Here is a 19,520-nt window from a genome sequence, read left to right as displayed (position 1 = left end):
CTCCTGCCAAAAAAACAATCAAAGGAGCCCGACCCCATGAAGCCTCACGCTTCGAACCAGCCGCGCCGTGCGGCGGCCGCAGCCTTCATCGGCACCATGATCGAGTGGTACGACTTTTACATCTACGCCACCGCCGCCGCGCTGGTGTTCGGCGCGCTGTTCTTTCCCTCCGACGATCCGCTGTTCAGCACCATGGCTGCATTCGGCACCTTCGCCGTGGGCTTCTTTGCCCGGCCGTTGGGCGGGATCATTTTTGGTCATATCGGCGACCGAATCGGCCGCAAGAAATCGCTGATCATCACGCTGTTGATGATGGGCGTGGTCACGGTGTGTATCGGTCTGTTGCCGACCTACGCGCAGATCGGCGCGGCAGCGCCGGTGCTGCTGATTCTGTTGCGCATCGTCCAGGGCATCGCCGTCGGTGGCGAGTGGGGCGGGGCGGTGTTGATGGCCGGCGAGCATGCGCCGAAAGGGCGTCGCAACTTCTTCGCGTCGTTCGCGCAACTGGGCAGCCCGGCAGGTTTGATCCTGTCGCTGTTGGCGTTCAGTGCGGTGACCCGTTTGCCGGAAGAAGACCTGATGAGTTGGGGCTGGCGTCTGCCGTTCCTCGCCAGTGCGCTGTTGCTGCTGGTGGGCCTGGCGATCCGACTGGGCGTGAACGAGTCGCCGGAATTCCTCGTCAGCCGCGAGCAGGCCAGCAAGCAAATCAAGAAAGAACAGGCACCGGTGATGGAAGTCCTGCGCACCGCGTGGCGGCCGCTGTTGCTGTGCATCGGCGCCAACACGTTGGGCATCGCCGGGGTGTATTTCACCAACACTTTCATGATCGCCTACACCACTCAGCAACTGGCGCTGCCGCGTTCGCTGATTCTCGAATGTCTGTTCTTTGTTGCGTTCATCCAGTTCTGCATCCAGCCGCTGGCCGCTTGGACGGCGGAGAAGATCGGCGCGACGCGTTTCCTGTGTCTGGTGTCGCTGCTGGCAATGGCCTCGCCGTATCCGATGTTCGTGCTCGTGAGTTCGGCTCAGGCGCCGCTGATCATCCTCGGCATTGCGCTGGCGGTGGTGTGCATGGCGTCGTTCTACGCGGTGATCGCGGGGTACGTCAGCGGTATGTTCGAGACTCGCGTGCGCTACACGGCGATCTCGCTGGCCTATCAGATTTGCGGCGCGGTGGCCGGTGGGCTGACGCCGCTGATCGGCACGATGCTCGCGCACAAGTTCACCGGGCAGTGGTGGCCGATGGCGGTGTTCTACAGCCTGATCGCCGGCATTTCGCTGATTTGTGTGCTGTCCCTCGCCCGTCGTCACGCCAGCGCCCATCGCGCGGAAATGGCCCGTGTCTAACCCGGAATTTCAGGAGAACCTCATGTTGAAGATCAATGGCGAACGCCTGTGGGCGAGCCTGATGGCCATGGCCGAAATCGGTGCGACAGCCCGAGGGGGCAGCTGCCGTCTGGCGTTGAGCGATGAAGACAAGGCCGGTCGCGAACTGTTCGCCCACTGGTGCCGCGAAGCCAGCATGACCTTGAGCGTGGACGCCATCGGCAACCTGTTCGCCCGCCGCGCCGGCACCGACCCGGACGCTGCGCCGGTGATGATGGGCAGCCACCTCGACACCCAGCCCGAAGGCGGGCGTTTCGATGGCGTCTACGGCGTGCTCGCCGGGCTGGAAGTGGTGCGTTGCCTCAACGACCTGAACATCCAGACCCGCAAACCGCTGGAAGTGGCGGTGTGGACCAACGAAGAAGGTGCGCGCTTCACTCCGGCGATGTTCGGCTCGGCAGTGTTCACCGGGATCATGGATCTGAACGCTGCGCTGGCGGTGCGCGATGTCGATGGCATCAGCGTTGCCGAGGCCTTGCAGCGTACCGGTTACGCCGGTGAACGTCCGTTGGGCGGCGCGGTGGATGCGTATTTTGAAGCGCACATCGAACAAGGCCCGATCCTCGAAGATAACGCCAAAAGCATCGGCGTGGTCACGGGCGGTCAGGCGATCCGCTGGCTCGACGTGCGCGTGGAAGGCATGGCCGCCCACGCCGGCACCACGCCGATGCCGCTGCGCAAAGACGCGCTGTACGGTGTGGCGCGGATGATTCAGGCGATTGAAGGTCTGGCGGCGGATTTTGCCCCCGAAGGCCTGACCACGGTCGGCGAGTTGAGTATCAACAAATCCTCGCGCAACACCATTCCGGGGCTGGTGAATTTCACCGTCGATCTGCGTCATCACCGCGACGACGCCATCGCCGCCATGGAACAACAAGTCCGCGCCCGCCTGCAGGCCATCGCCGATGGCCGCGGCCTGAACCTGACGATCACCCCGCACTGGATCAGCCCGGCCACGCCGTTCGACGCCGAATGCGTGGCAGCCGTGCAAGAAGCGGTGGATGCGCTGGGCTACGCTCAGCAGTCGATTGTCAGCGGCGCCGGGCATGACGCGATTCACCTCGCGCGCTACTGCCCGACGGCGATGGTGTTCATCCCGTGTGTCGGTGGCCTGAGCCATAACGAAGCGGAAGATGTACTGCCCGAAGACGTGAAGCAGGGCACCGATGTATTGCTCAACGCTGTGCTGGCCCGCGCCGGTCGAATCGAACAGGGAGTCTGAACCATGCGCAGTTTTTTCCACCCCGAACAATTGCTCCACCATCCACGCAGCTATTACTCCCGTGGGCAGATGCGCACACCGCAGGAAGTGCCCGAGCGTGCGCAGCGTCTGGTGCAGGCCGCCCACGGTCTGGGTTTCAGCGTCGAGCAGCCCGTCGATGCCGGCCTCGCACCGTTGCAGGCGGTGCATGGCGCGCCGTATCTGACCTTTCTTCAGGAAGCGCATGCACGCTGGAAGGAAATCCCCGAAGACTGGGGCGACGAGGTGATGTCGAACATCTTCGTCCGCGAGCCCAACGCCTTGCGCGGCATCCTCGCCCAGGCCGCGCGCTATCTGGCGGACGGCAGTTGCCCGGTCGGCGAGCAGACCTGGCGCTCGGCGTACTGGTCGGCGCAAAGTGCAGTGGCCGGGGCTCAGGCACTGATCGACGGTGAGCCTGCGGCCTACGCGCTGTGCCGTCCGCCGGGACATCATGCCCGGGCCGAAGCGGCAGGCGGTTTCTGCTACGTGAACAACGCGGCGGTGGCAGCGCAGGTGCTGCGCGACAAGTTTGAAAAAGTCGCGGTGCTCGACACCGACATGCACCACGGTCAGGGCATCCAGGAGATTTTCTACGACCGCGATGACGTGCTCTACGTCTCGGTGCATGGCGATCCGACCAACTTCTATCCGGGCGTCGCCGGGTTCGCCGACGAACGTGGCAGCGGCGCGGGGGAGGGCTTCAACCTCAACCTGCCGATGGCCCATGGTTCAAGCGAAGCGGATTTCCTCGGGCAACTGAACGTCGCATTGAGCGCGGTGCGCGAGTTCGGCGCCGAGGTGCTGGTGCTGTCGCTCGGTTTCGATATCTATGAGCTGGATCCGCAAAGCAAAGTCGCCGTGACCCGTGAAGGTTTTGCAGCACTGGGCGAGCGAATCCGCAGCCTGGGCCTGCCATGCCTGATCGTGCAGGAAGGTGGCTATCACCTGGAAAGTCTCGAAGACAACGCCCGGGCGTTTTTCGTGAATGGCGAGGTGTGGCAGCTGAGGTGATCCACCTGCTGGAACACAAGCGCCCTACGGTGCTTGCCATCGCCCTGACGTTAACGTAAACATTGGCGTCAGGGCGCTGATGTAAAAAAGCGCAAAGCGGACCGCTCCGGAGCGCTTGATGACTCTTATAAAAACAACCGATCCCAAGTCTCACCACGAAGCCCGGCTGGCCCGGGAAAAACTCCATCTCGAAGGGCAGGTCCCGGATGGCGTGTTGCGTGCGGAGATCGATGCTTCGTGGCGGCGCAGCCTGAGCCACGGCGTGCATTTCAATGGCAAGCATGAGCTGGCACTGGAATCGGGCGCGAGTCTCGATGTGTTGCTGGCGAGCAATCGCCTGCTGATCGATGCGGCGATACCGGCCATCGATTACCTGGCCGAACGTCAGGGCAAGGAAGGCCTGATCATCCTCGCCAATTCCGACGCTACCATTCTTGCGGTCGAGGGACGTGCCGACCGGCTCAAGGGCAGCGGCCTGCAGGACATCACCCTCGGCGCCTGCTGGAGCGAAGCCGCTCGTGGTACCAACGCCCTCGGCACGGCACTGGTCGAAGCGCGGCCCACCCTGATCGATTGCGGCGAACATTACCTCGACCGCCTCACCGATTTTTCCTGCACCTCGGTGCCGATCCATTGCCCTCAGGGCGAGATTCTTGGCGTCCTCGACCTGACCCGCGAAGGCCCTCTCGGCCGCGTTCACGACAGCACCGCGCTGCTGAGCATGGCGGTCAGCCAGATCGAGAGCCGGGTATTCAACAACAGTTTTCCCGATCAGATCGTCCTCGCCTTCCACAGCCGCCGGCAGTATCTGGAATCGCCGTGGCAAGGGCTGCTGGCGGTGAGCCTCGGTGGGCAGATTCTGGCGGTCAGCGCCCAGGCCTGTCAGTTGCTGCGGGCCGAGCGTTCGGCGCTGGTCGGGCGGCGTTGCGAAGAATTCCTCGGCGTCGATGGCGTGCAATTGTTGACCCGCCTGCAACAGGGCGGCGTCGGCAGCGTGCAGACCGCCAAGGGCGAATTTTTCTACAAGACCCTGCGAGCCCCGGCGCGCTCGGTCAACCTCGGCGGCCCGCCACGCAGCGTGGCGAAAACCGCCAAGGCGCAACCGGATCTGGAAGCACTGGCCGGCAACAACGCCCGTTATGCCCGTGCCTTGCGCATGGCCCGCCAAGGTCTCGCCAATGAATTGCCGGTGCTGTTGCTCGGCGAAACCGGCACCGGTAAAGAAGTGATCGCTCGCGCCCTGCACCTGGCCGGTAGCCGCAGCGACAAACCGTTTGTGGCCGTGAACTGCGCGGCAATTCCCGAAGGCCTGATCGAGTCGGAACTGTTCGGCTACCGCGAAGGTGCGTTCACCGGATCGCGCCGCGGCGGCATGATCGGGCGCCTGCAACAGGCCCACGGCGGCACGCTGTTCCTCGATGAAATCGGCGACATGCCGCTGGCCTTGCAGGCGCGTTTGCTGCGGGTTTTGCAGGACCGCAAAGTCGCGCCGCTGGGGGCCGGGGAAGAGCAGGACATCGACGTCGCGCTGATCTGCGCCACCCACCGCGACCTCAAGCGTCAGGTCGAGGACAAGCAATTTCGCGAGGATCTGTTCTATCGGGTCAACGGCATCAGCGTGATGCTCCCGGCCCTGCGTGAGCGCGATGACTTCAGCGCGCTGGTCACTCGGCTGCTGGGCAAGCTCGACGCACCGAACGCCGTGCTGCACGACGACCTCAATCGCTTGCTCGGCGCGTATCACTGGCCGGGCAACATCCGCCAACTGGAAATGGTGCTGCGCACCGCGCTGGCGATGCGCGAGCCGGGTGAAACGGTGCTGACCCTCGATCACCTGCCCGACAGCATGCTCGACGAACTCTCCGCCACGGAGAAACCCCAGACCGGCAGCATTCGCGAGAACGAACTGGAGATGATCCGCCAGTCCCTCGATACCCATCAGGGCAATGTCTCGGCTGCCGCCGACGCCCTCGGCATCAGCCGCGCGACCCTGTACCGCAAACTCAAACAGTTGCGCTCGTGATGCAGCGCCTGTTCGTGCGGCTGATCGACAGCCAGAATCCCGCCGCACTGCAAGCGGCGTTGCGCTGGCTGTACGGTTTCGTGCGGCCGCAGCAGCTGGCGATTGCCGGCCTGCTTGGTCTGTCGGTGTGCGCTTCGCTGCTGGTGCTGGTGCAGCCGTGGCTGATCAAACTGCTGATCGACGACGGGCTGCTGGCGCGCAACTTTCCGATGCTGGTAATGATCGCGGTGCTGATGATCATCGCGGGACTGCTCGGCACCGCGTTGTCGGGGATCAACCGTTATCTGCACACGCGGTTGTCCGGACGGATTCTGTTTGCCCTGCGCGATGACCTTTACCGGCATTTGCAGAAGCTGTCGCCAAGCTTCTACGGCCAGCGGCGGATCGGCGATCTGATGTCGCGGCTCGACGGCGATGTGGCGGAGATTCAGCGCTTCGCCGTGGACTCGTTGTTCTCGGCAGTGTCGAGTGTGATCGGCCTGGTGGTGGCGATTGCGATGCTGTTCACGCTGTCGTGGAAACTGTCATTGCTGGCGCTGGTGCTGATCCCGCTCGACGTGCTCTGGCTGCGCTGGATGCGGCGCAAGGTCGAGCGCGATGTGCGGCAGTTGCGCGAGCGTTCGGCGGACATGTCGTCGTTCATGGTCGAGACCCTGCCGGTGATGAAATTCATCCAGTCCGCCGGCCAGCAGCAGCGTGAAGCGCGGCGTCTGGAAAGCCTCGGGCAGGGCTACATGAACCAGTTGCTGCGCCTGCAAGTCACCGAGTTTTTCACCCAGGCTGTGCCGGGCACATTGACGTCGCTGTCCCGCGCGTGCGCGTTTTTGATCGGCGGTTATTGGGTGGTGCAGGGCACCTGGCAATTGGGTGCGCTGATCGCGTTTTCCACCTATTTGGGGATGGCGGTCGGGCCGGTGCAAAGTTTGTTGGGGTTGTACGTGGCGATCCAGCGCATGACCGTCAGTCTTGGGCGGGTCATGGAGTTGCGTGGCGAAGAGCCCACGGTATTTTCACCGGCCACGCCGAAACCGTTTCCGACTTCGGGCGAGCTGCGTTTCGACGCGGTGCACTTCAGCCATCCGGGCCGACCAAGTACGTTGAGCGGTATCGAGGCGACGATTCCCTACGGTTTGAAAGTCGCCTTGAGCGGCGGCTCCGGCGTCGGCAAATCGACGCTGATTGACCTGCTGCAACGGCATCACGATCCGCAGTCCGGGCGGGTGTTGCTCGGCGAAGTGGACCTGCGTGAACTGGAGTTGTTCGAACTGCGCCGGCGCATCGCCGTGGTCAGCCAGGACATCGTGCTGTTTCGCGGCAGTCTCGCCGATAACTTGGCTTACGCAGTGCCGGACGCCAGCCGCGAAGCCATCGCAGAAGTCGCACGGCTGGCGCAACTCGACAGCCTGATTGCGTCGTTGCCCGAAGGCCTCGACAGCCCATTGGGCGAGCGCGGTCAGCAATTGTCTGGCGGGCAGAAACAGCGGATCGCGATTGCCCGGGCGCTGTTGCAAGATCCGCTGATTCTGGTGCTCGACGAAGCCACGTCGGCGGTGGACGAAACCACCGAGCGCGAGGTGATCGAAGCCATCGACCGGTTGTTTGCCGGGCGCACGCGGATCCTCATAAGCCATCGTCCGTCGACCCTGGCCGATGCCGATCTGCGCTTTGAATTGCTCGACGGTGTGCTCATTTCGAAAACGGTGCTGCATGAAGCCTGAATTGCGGATTGGTGTGGTCGACAGCGGGCACTCGGCGGCGCAGCGGGTGCAGGTGATTGCCGGGCGGCGGTTCTCGTTGCTGGAGGATGGCCTGGCCGAATCGGATCTGCGCGACGATCCCCTCGGGCATGGCAGCGCGGTGATCGAGGCGATCAGTCGTCGGGCACCGGCGGCGCAAATCTGCGTGGCTCAGGTGTTCGATCAGCGCGGCGTCACCAGTGCCTTGCAGATCGCCTCGGCCATCGACTGGCTGGTGGCGCAGGACGTGCGGCTGATCAATCTGAGCCTCGGCCTGCGCCAGGATCGCAGCCTGTTGCGCGAGGCCTGCGCGGCGGCGGTGGCCCGTGGAGTGTTGCTGTGTGCGTCGAGCCCGGCGCAGGGCGCGGCGGTGTTTCCGGCGAGTTATCCGCAGGTGCTGCGGGTGACCGGCGATGCCCGTTGCACCGATGAGCAATGGTCATGGCTCGACAGTGCGCAGGCGGATTTTGCCGCGTGTGTTCTCGGCACTTATCCGGGGCAGTCCGGAGCCAGTCTGGGGTGTGCCGCGTTGAGCGGGCATATTGCCGGTTATCTGCTAGAGCATCCGCAAGCGAGCAACGCTGAAGTGATCGATTGGCTGAAACAGCACGCTCGTTATCGCGGCCCTGAACGGCGTTTCGGTCCATGACTGCGATCCTGATTCTCGGTGCCGGACCGGCCGGCGCGGCGGTCGCACTGGGGCTGCGACGACTGGGTTACGCCGTGACGCTGGTCAGCGAATGGCGGCGGTTTGCGGCGCTCGAAGGCGTATCGCAACGGGTGCTGGAGGCGTTGCGCGGTGCCGGGTTGAATCACGCTTTGGCGAATGCCACGTTGCCGTCCCAAAGGCAGGTTTCGTGGAACGGCCAGCAACATGCGCAGAACATCGAGTTTCTGCTGGATCGTCCGACCTTTGATCGCGGCTTGCGTGAAGACTTGCGGGTGGCCGGGGTCGAGGTGATTGAAGGGCGAGTCCTGAATGTTCAGTCCTCTGTCCGCCATCAGGTAGAACTTGATGGCGGACAGAGGCTGACGGCGGATTTTCTGGTGGAAGCCCGTGGGCGACAGGCGCCAGCGTCCGGTAAAGGTCTGCGTGGGCCGGAGACGGTCAGTCTTCTCAATCGTTGGCAAGGCGCGCCGGGTGGGACTGCTAGCGCCGTGGAAAGCCTTGAAGACGGTTGGGCGTGGATGGCTCGACGGGACGATGGCCAGTGTTATTGGCAATGGACGGTGGATGTGGCGAGTGCCGAGTTGCCGGGCAAGGCGCAGTTGCTCGACCACTGCCGTGCGCGGCGTCTGACCTCGGGTTTTGCTCAAGCGTTCTTTGCTGGCGGCGTGGAGTCGGAGTTGCAACTGCACGCTCGCAGCAGCACCGCAATCCTTGCGCCGCAGGTGTGCGGTGATAACTGGATTCGTGTAGGCGATGCAGCGATGGCGGTGGACCCGCTGTCGGGCAACGGGATTTTTCAGTCGCTGTCCTCGGCGTTGCAGGCACCGGTGGTGATCAACACGCTGTTGCGCAAACCCGAGCGGGCGGCGTTGGCGCAACGTTTTCACCGGCAGCGTGTGGAGCAGTTGTTCCTGCGCTTTGCGCGGATCGGTCGGGACTTTTATGCCGATGAACAGCGCTGGCTCGATCGGCCGTTCTGGCAGGCGCGGCGGCAGTGGCCTGATGCTGAAGTGGCCCATGCGACAGCGGATTTTGCCGCTTTGCGCATTGAGAGGATGCCGGTGTTGCGTGACGAGTTTGTCGATGAAGCCGAGGTGGTGATCACGGTGGATCAACCGCTGGGGATCTGGCATGTGCAAGGTGTCGAGCTGGCTCCGCTGGTGCGGCGTTTGCGCGATGAGCCGGCGGATCAGGTGTTGGCGGGATTGACGCTTGAGCAGGGGCGGGCGGTTCGCGGGTGGCTGTTGGCCCAGGGTTTCAAACCCTGAGCCATGAACGCAGTGATTACAACTTGATCAACACCGACTTCAACTCGGTGTAATGCTCGATCGCCGCATACCCCATCTCGCGCCCGACCCCGGACATCTTGTAGCCGCCAAACGGCAGCGCGGGATCCAGAGCACTGTGACAGTTCACCCACACCGACCCCGACTTGATCCGCGGAATCATCCGGTGCACTGCCGCCAGATCGTTCGACCAGATGCTCGCGCCCAATCCGTAAGGGCTGTCATTGGCCATGCGCAGCGCATCGGCCTCGTCATCGAACGGAATCGCCACCAGCACCGGACCGAAGATCTCTTCCTGAACCAGCGAATGCCGCTGGTCGACATCGACAATCACCGTCGGCTTGACGAAGAACCCCGGTCCGAACTGCTCGCCGCCGCAGGCGATGGTCGCGCCGCTTTCCCGGCCCATTTCGATGTAGTTGTAGACCCGTTCCTGCTGGCGCGCGGAAATCAGCGGGCCCATATCGATGCTCGGGTCGAGGCCGTTGCCGAGTTTCATCGCATTGGCAATGTCGCTGATGTCGGCCACCACATTGTCGAAATGCTTGCGCTGCACATACAGCCGCGAACCGGCGCAGCAGACCTGGCCCTGATTGAAGAAAATCGCACTGGCCGCTCCCGCCGCAGCGGTTTTCAGGTCGGCGTCGGCCATGACGATGGTCGGTGATTTTCCGCCCAGTTCCAGGGTGACGCGGGTCATGGAGTCAATGGCGATCTTGCCGATCTGCTTGCCGACAGCGGTGGAGCCGGTGAAGGTCAGTTTGTCGACCAGCGGATTGTGGGTCAGGGCGGAACCGGCCGTGATGCCGGTGCCGGTTACCACGTTGAACACACCTTCCGGATAACCCGCCTCCAGCACCAGCTCCGCCAGTTTCAGCGCGGTCAGCGGGGTTTCGTCGGCCGGTTTGAGCACCACGGTGCAACCGGTGGCCAGCGCCGGGCCGAGTTTCCAGCAGGCCAGCAGCAACGGGAAGTTCCAGGCGACGATGGCGCCGACCACGCCCACCGCTTCACGACGGATGAAGCTGTGGAACTGATCGCCGGGCATCAGCGGCAACGAGACGTCGACGCTGGAACCTTCGATCTTGGTCGCCCAGCCGGCCATGTAGCGCAGGAAGTCGATGGCCAGTTGCACGTCCATCACCTGCGCCACCGCCGCGCTCTTGCCGTTGTTCAGGCATTCCAGTTGCGCCAGCAGCTCGGCGTCGCGCTGCATCAGGTCAGCGAGTTTCCACAACAGGTTCTGCCGCTCGCGCGGGCGGGTGCGGCTCCAGGCCGAATCATCGAAGGCTTGCCGGGCGGCGAGCACCGCGCGGTCTACATCTTCCGGGGTGGCGCGGGGCACCACACACAGCACTTCACCGGTGGCCGGGTTGTGCAGCGGCATGGTCTGGCCGTCGGAGGCTTCGACCCAGTCGCCGCCGATCAGCATGCGCGGCGGGCGCTGGATAAAGGCCGAGGTGGCAGGGAGCAGATAGGGCAGGGGCATGGCGAAACCTCTTGTTGTTCGATGGGATCGAGAGGGGCTTTCGCAATGGTTGTGCCAAATGCTCGAAGGTGGCGCACAGTCCGGTTGCACGGGCTGAGGGAGGAAGAGTTTGAGTGGCAATGAGGGTGAATTTGTCTCAAAACGCGACACCCGTTGAGATGCAGGATACGCGTCCTACAAAGCCAACGCCGCTGTGACGGGGCTTGAGCAAAATCGGGCCGTTTCAGGTGTAGGAAAAGCCGCGCGTCTGACAGTTTTTACCGACTGGTGGAGGCAAGAAGTACGAGCTAAGTTGCTTGGTGTATAGGGTTTTCCTGCCATGGATTTGGCGGGTCAGTGTTTTCACAAGGATGTCGATGAACAACTTAACCATTCGATGGCTAACCAATTTTACGATGGGCGTAGGGACCGGATTTCTGGTGACGGGGATTGCGGCGCTGTTGATTGGCGACTTGACCAATGTCGATACGATTCGGGCAGGTGCGTGGATGGCTTCAACCAGTTTTTTCGTAATCGTTACCTCATTCGGTGTTGCCATGATGGAGGGGAAATGATGGCGGCTTTAATTGTGGGGCTGTGGTGCATGGGTGTCAGTTTGCTGCTCGCGTATGGGTATCACCGGGATCGTCGAATTCAAGCGGCCCAGCGTGATTCCGCGGCATTGGCAGCCAAGGCCGGCGCCCACTGTGAATGCTCGATGGTTTGCAACCATTGTGGGCGTTACAAGGTTCACCCGGACAATTCCGTTCGCTAGGCGCGGGTAAACAAGCCAGTACAAGAGCCCCGTCATTGGCGGGGCTTGTTTTCGTGTGGGTTCGGCAGACGTCGCTCTCCTGGAGTTTTTTCATGGGGGATGCTGCCAGCTCCGGGTCATCTGTCGCGCGACGCAATGTCGCCGACGCCGCAACAACTATGCTTGTCTCAGACTGCAACAGCTGTCGCGAAATTGGACGCCGGTAAGCACCGCCGGCACCGCCACTTCGCCTTGATCTTCACGTAACTGCTTGATTGAAAAGCTTATCGGCAAGCTGGCACGCTCCGTGTATTGCTCACAGCAGACGTTTCGCTTGCCTCCGTTCGTGCATCGCCACGAACGGCAGAAACCATAAAAACGATAAGCCACAACAATAAGAAAGCACCGTGCGAGGTTCGACGTTGATGAAGAGAAAACTCCGATCAGGCATGAGCGCCAGCCTGCTGGCCGTGGCCGCTTGCGTGGCCCTGCATTCGCCGTACAGCCTGGCAGCCCGCGATGCCCAGACCATCCTCAAGGAAACCTGCCAGGGCTGTCACACCCCTGAAGCCGGCGACCAGTTGAGCCGCATCAGCCACCAGCGCAAGACCCCGGAAGGCTGGTTGATGAGCATCGCCCGGATGCAGACCATGCACGGTTTGCAGATCAGCGATGACGACCGTCGCACGCTGGTCAAATACCTCGCCGACACCCAGGGCCTGGCGCCCAGCGAAACCGATGGCGTGCGTTACGCGCTGGAGCGGCGGTTGAACACCGTCGAGCAGTTCGACGAGAAAACCGCGCAGATGTGCGGACGCTGCCACTCCGGTGCGCGGATCGCCCTGCAACGGCGTCCGGCTCAGGAATGGGAACGTCTGGTGAATTTCCACCTCGGTCAATGGCCGTCGCTGGAGTATCAGGCCATGTCCCGCGATCGTGACTGGTTCGATATTGCCCGCAAGGAAATGGTCCCGCTGCTGGCCAAGCGTTATCCGCTGGATAACCCGGCGTGGCAGTCCTGGATCAAAACCGCACCGAAAGCCGAAGCTTTGGTCGGCGACTGGAGTTTCAGCGGTCACCTGCCAGGCAAGGGTGAACTGGCCGGCACCATGAGCGTCACCGCCGATGGCAGTGACACCTTCAAGGTCGTCGTCAAAGGTCAGTACGCCGATGGCAGACCGTTCAACGGCGACGGCAGCGCGATCCTCTACAGCGGTTACGAATGGCGCGGTAACGTGACCGTCGATGGCGTGACCATGCGTCAGGTGTTCGCCGCACAAGGCAACGCCATGCAGGGCCGGATGTTCGAGGCCGAGCACGATGAGCGTGGCCTGGACTTCGTCGCTGCCAAACAGGGTTCGCAGCGCTTGCTGGCGGTGCAGCCAGGTTATGTGAAGGCCGGCAGCGAATCCGAAGTGACCCTGATCGGCAGCGGTCTGAGCGGCAAGCCGAACTTCGGCAAAGGCGTGGACGTAGTCGAAGTGGTCGAGCAGAACGCCGACCGGATCAAGGTCAAAGTCAAAGCGGCAGTCAATGCCCAGCCGGGCCTGCGCGCGGTCAGCGTCGGCAGCCTGAAAGGCCCGAGCCTGTCGGTGTACAGCAAGATTGCCTCGGTCAAAGTGGTGCCGGAATTCTCGGTGGCACGGATCGGCGAGGGCGGCGGTTCGACGCCGAAAGTCCAGGGCCGCTTCGATGCCGAAGCCTGGGGCAAGGGTGCCGACGGCAAGCCGTATCGCATCGGCGTGTTCCCGGCGCAATGGAAAGTCGAAGCCTTCGACGAGCGCGCCAAAGAGGACGAGGACGTCAAGTTCGCCGGCACCATGCAGGCTGACGCGGGCGTGTTCACTCCGGGCGATGCCGGGCCGAATCCGGCACGCAAGATGTCCACCAACAATGCCGGCAACCTCAAGGTGATCGCCGCCGTCGACGACGCAGGGAAATCCCTGACCGGCGAAGGCCACCTGATCGTCACCGTGCAACGCTGGAACAATCCACCCATTCCCTGATGTTGAAACGTGAGTTGAGCTGAGCGACAGCGATTCAGACACTTTTCGGAATGACAGCAAGTCCCCCAAACGGGGCTTGCACAGGAGGTTTGCAATGGGCGCTATCTTGAATCTGGTCGAACGTAATCTGCACGAAGTGCACGTCGACGCCGACCGCATGCTGTTCCACATCCCCAGCAGTTCGCTGTTCGCCAGCGATGAACTGACCGGCACCATCATCGATGCGTTGCGCGGCCCGGGCTGCTCCTCGGAGGACCTGATCCAGCGCCTCGGCGCGCGGTTCAACGGCGAGGAAATCAACGAGACCCTGCGCGAGCTGATCTCGCTGGAACTGGTCAGCGACGGCTCGCCGCTGACCCCGGACATCGCGGTTAAACGCGTCGAGCGCACGGCGATCAACACCGTGGTGCTCAACGTCAACACCGGCTGCAACCTGAGCTGCACCTACTGCTACAAGGAAGACCTCGACAAGCCGTCCGCCGGCAAGAAGATGGATGTCGAAACCGCCATCGCGTCGGTGGAAATGCTGCTGCGTGAGTCTCCCGACGAAGAACGGTTCACCGTGGTATTTTTCGGCGGCGAACCGCTGAGCAATCGCAAGCTGATCGAGTATATGGTCGATTACTGCGAGAAGCGGTTTGCCGAGGCCGGCAAGTTCGTCGAATTCGTAATGACCACCAACGCCACGCTGCTCACCGAAGAAACCGTGGACTATCTCAATGCCCACCGTTTCGGGCTGTCAGTGAGCATCGACGGGCCGAAAACCGTGCACGACCGCAACCGCATCACCGTGGGCGGGCAGGGCACCTATGACGTGGTGCGGCGCAAGGCCGAAATGCTGCTGTCGCGCTACAACAGCCGTCCGGTCGGTGCGCGGGTGACCCTGACCACCGGCGTTACCGACGTTGAAACCATTTGGGATCACCTGTTCAACGAGTTGGGGTTTGCCGAGGTCGGATTTGCTCCGGTGACGTCCGGCGATATCAGCAGCTTCAACCTGACCACTGACGAATTGATCGAAGTGTTCGCCAGCATGAAACGCCTCGGCCGGCGTTATCTGGAGGCTGCGCTGGAACACCGCAATATCGGTTTCTCCAACCTGCATCAGTTGATCACCGACATCCACGAAGGCCACAAAAAGGCCCTGCCGTGCGGCGCCGGATTGAAGATGCTGGCGGTGGATCACAAGGGCGAACTGAACCTGTGCCATCGCTTCACCGGCTCGTCGCTGCCGACCTTCGGCAACGTCCACAGTGGCGTTAAACAGGTCGAGTTGAACGACTTCCTGTCCCAGCGCCTGGATCGCACCAACACCGGTTGCCATGACTGTCAGATCCGCAACCTCTGTTCCGGCGGCTGCTACCACGAGAGCTATGCCCGCTACGGCGATCCGGCCCACCCGACTTATCACTACTGCGAACTGATGCGTGACTGGGTCGACTTCGGCATCGAGGTCTACACCCGGATCATGGCCCACAACCCTGCGTTCATCAGCAGCTACATCACTCCGCGCAAGGCTCACTGATATGAAACATCTCAAGGCAATCAATAACAAAGCGTTGAAGCTGGATCAGGCCGCGGACGAGAACCGCATCGAAGAGGTGGTGGCGATGAGCTCCGTTGCCGGCTGCGCCTCGACCACCGACCCAGGCTGGGAAATCGATGCGTTCGGCGGGGTATCGTCGCTGTGCCAGCCGATGGAAGCTGACCTCTACGGCTGCTCCGATCCGTGCTGGTGGCCGGCCCAGGTGCCGGACATGATGAGCACCTACCCGGACTGGAACAAGGATGCCCAGGCGTCCAACGACAACTGGCGCAACCTCGGCACTGTCTTCCCGAAAGACAAGTGATCCCTAAGAAGAAGGATTCCAGCATGCCTAGCCTCAACAAAGCCTGCGGCCTTGCCGCACTCGCGGTCCTGAGCGCCTGTTCGCTCCCGGTTCTGGCCGATGAAAACACCGCGCTGCAAGACGGTCACGAGTACATGTTGACCACCAACTACCCGAACAACCTGCACGTCATCGATCTGGCGACCGACAGCCTGTACAAGACCTGCAAGATGCCCGACGCTTTTGGCCCGGGCACCGTGCAGCTTTCGCCGGATCGCAAGACCGCGTACGTGCTGAACAACCATTACGCCGATGTCTACGGTGTCGAACTGGACAGCTGCAAGCAGGTGTTCCACGCCAGCATCACCCAGCAACCGGGGGAGAAGGCACGGTCGATGTTCGCTTTCACCGTCAGCCATGACGGCAAGGAGCTGTACACCATCGCCAACCCGACCCAAATGCTCAACGACCGCTACGAGGTCAAACAGCCGCGTCTGGACGTGTACGCCACCGACGCCGGGATGGACGCCAAACCAGTGCGCAGCTTCCCGGCGCCACGGCAGTTGACGATCATGCAGAGCGGCGATGACGGCACGCTCTACGTCGCCGGCGCTGATGTGTACAAGGTCGATGTGAAAAGCGGCAAGTTCGACGTGCTGATCCCCAGTCGTCACTGGAAACGCCCGAACTACAGCGCGCCGGACGTGCTTTACGTGTGGAATCAGCAGACTTACCGCCATGACTTTTCGCTGCTGTACACCGCCGCCAAGTTCAAGGACAAGAAGCAGGATCCGGCCACGGCCGAATACCTGTACGGCTTGTTCAGCGTCGATCTGAAAACCGGCAAGACCGAGACCACCGATTTCGGGCCTTTGACCGAGATCTACTTCAGCGGCATGCGCTCGCCGAAGGATCCGAACCTGATGTTCGGTGTGCTCAATCGTCTGGCCAAGTACGACATCAAGCAGAAAAAGCTGATTCAGGCGGCGACACTGGATCATTCCTACTACTGCATTTCGTTCAACAAGGACGGCAGCAAGATCTATCTGGCCGGGACCTTCAACGATGTGGCGATCTTTGATGCCGAGACCATGAAACAGACCGGCAGCATCAAATTGCCGGGTGGGGATATGGCGATTACCACGGCGCAGATCTTCGTCCGGTAACGGACAGTGCCTGAGCTGCCGCTGCGGTGGCAGCTCAGGTACTGAAAATCAGGCCCCGGGCACCGGGCAGCTCATGTCACCTTCCTCACATTTCAAATACTGCTTGAGCGCCTCGGTTCGCGTCTTCGTCACCGATGCGATGCAATTGTTGTAGATCAACGGATAAACACTCCCGCCTGCCACGCCGGATGCCGAAAACTTGCACTCGGCATCACGAAAGCCAATCCACGCCCGTTGCGCGCTCACCAGCAGTTTCTTGCCATCAGGGTTGTCCTTCAACCGAGCAGTGATCTGTTGATAAACGGCATTCAACTCCTTGTCCGCCGCCTTGTTTTCCTGCGCGGCGCACTGATTCATCGTCGCCTGATCGCTGGCATTGGCGCAGTCCACGGCAGCGTGAGCAACGGAGATAAAAAGAAAAGGTGTCAGGGCCAGAAGCAGGCGTGGGGACATGAGTCATCTCGCTTTGATGAATGAACGTGCCGGGCAGTTTAGCGACTTCGTGGCGCCATCAGGATTTATGCTGCCTCGATGCGTTGAGCAACCGCTCCGCTGTCGCGGCAATTTCTTCTCCGTCATGTAGTTTTTCCAACCACCCGAACGGGATTCCCTGCACACCATAATGGGCGCCGGCCAACTGGCCGACGATGGCAGCCGTGGTGTCCGCGTCATCGCCCAGATTCGCCGCTTGCAGGACGGCCGCGGCATAACTGTCGGTGTGCTGGAAGCACCATAACGCCGCTTCCAGGGATTCGACGCAATAGCCACTGCCGCGAATGTCGCGTTCGGTCTTGTGCAGGTACTCGCCCCGGGCAATCGCCGCCACCTTGGGCTGGCTGAAGGCTGTTGGCGGCAGGGTGCGCAGTTCCGATTTCGATGCGCCTTCCAGGGCCTTGCCGAGCAGTTGGGCAAACAGCTGGCAACATTCAACGGCTTCGGGCGCCGCGTGCGTGGTACGTGAACTGTCGGCGGCAAATCGCCTGATTTGCCGGGCATCGGGAAAATAAAACAGAACCACGGGCACCAGGCGCATCAATGAGCCATTGCCGGCGCTGTAGGGGTCAGTGGAGCCGGCAAACGGCTCTCCGGTGTGTTGATAGCGATCCAGCGCCTGACTCACGGTCATGCCGATATCGAAACATTCGCCGGTTGAACTCAGATAACCCCATTGCCACCAGTTCAGATAGCGGCCCATCTGGTCAGCGGCATCGAAGCCGTTTTTGTTCAGCAGACTTTCTGCCAGGCACAACGCCATCGAGGTGTCGTCGGTCCATTGTCCGGGCTTCAGGCGAAACGGCCCGCCACCGACCATGTCGGTCAGGGGCTGGAAGCTGCCGCGCGGCTGGAATTCGACGGTGGTTCCCACGGCATCGCCGCAGGCCAGGCCGAGCAGGGCGCCACGGTAACGTTCGGGGAGGGAGGGCTGCATGATGACGTCCTTGTGTCGTTCAGTTCGCTGCGAACGTTATCAGTTTCGCCGCGCTGATCCGTGCGCATTCTGACGAACCGGCGCCCTGAAATACTGCCGGATATTTCAATCAGATCCGACCGTTGCACTGGATTGATACAACTTCGGATTGGACATGTGGTCATACAAGCCTACTGTTCAAAACAGGAGGTGACGTATGAAACCAGTACCCAACAGCTTTGAACGTAAGATCATGCTCAGGTCGCCGCGCTCCCATGTCTGGCGCGCCTTGGTCGATGCCGAGGCGTTCGGCCAGTGGTTCGGCGTTGCGCTGGAGGGCCGGCGGTTTATCGCGGGCGAATGGACGCAGGGGCAGGTGACGTACCCCGGTTATGAACATGTGCTCTGGAACGTGTTGGTGGAGCGGGTCGAGCCGCAGCAACTGTTCTCCTTCCGCTGGCATCCGTATGCGGTGAACCCGAAAATCGACTATTCCCAGGAGCCGACCACCCTGGTCAAATTCGAACTGCAGGACTACGAGAACGGCACGTTGCTGAAAGTCTCCGAGTCAGGTTTCGCACACATTCCCGACGTGCGCCAGAAAGAGGCCTACTACATGGACAGCCGGGGCTGGGAGGAACAGTTGAGTCGACTTGAACACTTCCTCACGGAGAGCGACCGGGCCCGCGAGCGTGAGGGTGGCTGATCGTGACCTGTTCACGCCGTGGCTGGAACGCTGGGCGCTGGCGTCGGACGGCGAGCCGATCATCACCCCGGGCAGCCGCCTGATGCCGGTGCGTCAGGGCGATGTGCCGGCAATGCTGAAAGTCGCGGTGGATGACGAGGAAAAGTACGGCAACCTGTTGATGACCTGGTGGGACGGTGACGGCGCCGCCCGGGTGCTCGCTCATCACGAGGAAGGCCTGTTGCTGGAGCGGGCGATGGGCCAGCGTTCCCTGATGCACATGGCGCTCAACGGCGAAGACGACGAGGCCACGCGGATCATGTGCCGAGCGCTGGCGCGGCTGCACGCACCGCGACCGACGCCGCCACCGCCGTTGGTGGAACTGGCACCGTGGTTTGCATCATTAAGAATGGCCACGACCCGATACGGCGGCCAATACGCCGAATGCCTGCAAACCGCCCAGGCCTTGCTCGCCGAGCCGCAGGACGTAGTGGTGCTGCACGGCGACATGCACCACGACAACGTCCTCGATTTCGGCCCACGAGGCTGGCTGGCCATCGACCCCAAGCGGGTGCGGGGCGAGCGCGGTTACGACTACGCCAACCTGATCTGCAACCCGGAATTGCCGACGGCCACCGATCCCGAGCGCTTTCGGCGCCAAGTCGACGTGATCTGCGAGGCAGCGGCAATCGAGCGAAAACGCCTGCTGCAATGGGTACTGGCGTTCGCCGGACTGTCTGCCGCGTGGTTCATGGAGGATGACGAGCAAACTGCGGCAAAAGGACAGCTGAAAGTCGCGCAACTGGCGGCTTCTGCGCTCGATGCCTGACAAGTCTAAGGATTTTCGGA

The 19,520-nt window shown here is 62.1% G+C and carries 17 protein-coding genes; 14 read left to right on the top strand and 3 right to left on the bottom strand.

The window, feature by feature from the left end:
- The first annotated feature begins 36 nt into the window (after positions 1-36).
- From AC1RT4_RS16425 to qhpG, 7 genes are all read left to right on the top strand, one after another.
- The gene (locus AC1RT4_RS16425) at positions 37-1,347 is read left to right on the top strand and encodes an MFS transporter (RefSeq protein ID WP_493086342.1); all 1,311 of its coding nucleotides are present in this window, start codon (positions 37-39) and stop codon (positions 1,345-1,347) included.
- A 22-nt stretch (positions 1,348-1,369) separates the two neighbouring features.
- Complete coding sequence (locus AC1RT4_RS16420; RefSeq protein ID WP_493086340.1) at positions 1,370-2,608, top strand: Zn-dependent hydrolase; 1,239 nt, start codon at positions 1,370-1,372, stop codon at positions 2,606-2,608.
- A gap of 3 nt (positions 2,609-2,611) precedes the next feature.
- Positions 2,612-3,640: a histone deacetylase family protein gene (locus AC1RT4_RS16415; protein WP_493086338.1), complete on the top strand. Its 1,029-nt coding sequence runs from the start codon at positions 2,612-2,614 to the stop codon at positions 3,638-3,640.
- Between the two features lie 118 nt (positions 3,641-3,758).
- Positions 3,759-5,663 (top strand): sigma-54-dependent Fis family transcriptional regulator, encoded by a 1,905-nt coding sequence (locus tag AC1RT4_RS16410; protein ID WP_230732275.1) that lies wholly within the window; start codon positions 3,759-3,761, stop codon positions 5,661-5,663.
- A complete protein-coding gene (locus AC1RT4_RS16405; RefSeq protein WP_493086336.1) occupies positions 5,663-7,381 on the top strand; it encodes an ABC transporter ATP-binding protein in 1,719 nt (572 codons plus the stop codon). The genes AC1RT4_RS16410 and AC1RT4_RS16405 overlap by 1 nt, the downstream gene beginning before the upstream one ends.
- Positions 7,371-8,048, top strand: a complete 678-nt coding sequence (qhpE, locus tag AC1RT4_RS16400) for a subtilisin-like serine protease QhpE (RefSeq protein WP_493086334.1) — start codon at positions 7,371-7,373, stop codon at positions 8,046-8,048. The genes AC1RT4_RS16405 and qhpE overlap by 11 nt, the downstream gene beginning before the upstream one ends.
- Complete coding sequence (qhpG, locus tag AC1RT4_RS16395) at positions 8,045-9,337, top strand: flavin-dependent monooxygenase QhpG (RefSeq protein WP_493086332.1); 1,293 nt, start codon at positions 8,045-8,047, stop codon at positions 9,335-9,337. The genes qhpE and qhpG overlap by 4 nt, the downstream gene beginning before the upstream one ends.
- Before the next feature lie 16 nt (positions 9,338-9,353).
- On the opposite strand, the gene AC1RT4_RS16390 is transcribed toward qhpG, so the two are convergent.
- Positions 9,354-10,844, bottom strand: a complete 1,491-nt coding sequence (locus tag AC1RT4_RS16390; RefSeq protein ID WP_493086330.1) for an aldehyde dehydrogenase family protein — start codon at positions 10,842-10,844, stop codon at positions 9,354-9,356.
- Positions 10,845-11,200: 356 nt separating this feature from the next.
- Between AC1RT4_RS16390 and AC1RT4_RS16385 the strand changes: the two genes are divergently transcribed.
- From AC1RT4_RS16385 to peaD, 5 genes are all read left to right on the top strand, one after another.
- The gene (locus tag AC1RT4_RS16385; protein WP_493086328.1) at positions 11,201-11,398 is read left to right on the top strand and encodes a hypothetical protein; all 198 of its coding nucleotides are present in this window, start codon (positions 11,201-11,203) and stop codon (positions 11,396-11,398) included.
- A gap of 604 nt (positions 11,399-12,002) precedes the next feature.
- Entirely contained in the window at positions 12,003-13,583 is a 1,581-nt protein-coding gene (peaA, locus tag AC1RT4_RS16380) for a quinohemoprotein amine dehydrogenase subunit alpha (protein WP_493086326.1), read from the top strand.
- 94 nt (positions 13,584-13,677) lie between these two features.
- Positions 13,678-15,108: a quinohemoprotein amine dehydrogenase maturation protein gene (peaB, locus tag AC1RT4_RS16375; RefSeq protein WP_493086324.1), complete on the top strand. Its 1,431-nt coding sequence runs from the start codon at positions 13,678-13,680 to the stop codon at positions 15,106-15,108.
- 1 nt (position 15,109) lies between these two features.
- A complete protein-coding gene (gene qhpC, locus AC1RT4_RS16370; protein ID WP_008016081.1) occupies positions 15,110-15,433 on the top strand; it encodes a quinohemoprotein amine dehydrogenase subunit gamma in 324 nt (107 codons plus the stop codon).
- A 23-nt stretch (positions 15,434-15,456) separates the two neighbouring features.
- A complete protein-coding gene (gene peaD, locus AC1RT4_RS16365; RefSeq protein ID WP_493086322.1) occupies positions 15,457-16,578 on the top strand; it encodes a quinohemoprotein amine dehydrogenase subunit beta in 1,122 nt (373 codons plus the stop codon).
- Positions 16,579-16,626: 48 nt separating this feature from the next.
- Here the strand turns inward: peaD and AC1RT4_RS16360 are convergent, their stop codons facing one another.
- Together AC1RT4_RS16360 and AC1RT4_RS16355 are read right to left on the bottom strand one after the other, a co-directional pair.
- The gene (locus AC1RT4_RS16360; RefSeq protein WP_493086320.1) at positions 16,627-17,031 is read right to left on the bottom strand and encodes a lysozyme inhibitor LprI family protein; all 405 of its coding nucleotides are present in this window, start codon (positions 17,029-17,031) and stop codon (positions 16,627-16,629) included.
- 58 nt (positions 17,032-17,089) lie between these two features.
- Entirely contained in the window at positions 17,090-18,007 is a 918-nt protein-coding gene (locus tag AC1RT4_RS16355) for an ADP-ribosylglycohydrolase family protein (protein ID WP_493086318.1), read from the bottom strand.
- A gap of 196 nt (positions 18,008-18,203) precedes the next feature.
- Here AC1RT4_RS16355 and AC1RT4_RS16350 point away from each other — a divergent pair, with 196 nt between their 5' ends.
- Positions 18,204-18,692, top strand: a complete 489-nt coding sequence (locus AC1RT4_RS16350) for an SRPBCC family protein (RefSeq protein ID WP_007953087.1) — start codon at positions 18,204-18,206, stop codon at positions 18,690-18,692.
- Complete coding sequence (locus AC1RT4_RS16345) at positions 18,685-19,500, top strand: aminoglycoside phosphotransferase family protein (protein ID WP_493086316.1); 816 nt, start codon at positions 18,685-18,687, stop codon at positions 19,498-19,500. Before AC1RT4_RS16350 ends, AC1RT4_RS16345 begins: the two co-directional genes overlap by 8 nt.
- Positions 19,501-19,520 lie beyond the last annotated feature (20 nt).

Source organism: Pseudomonas sp. GW821-FHT11D10, from assembly GCF_058808435.1.
This window is presented reverse-complemented; position numbering and strand designations above follow the sequence as displayed.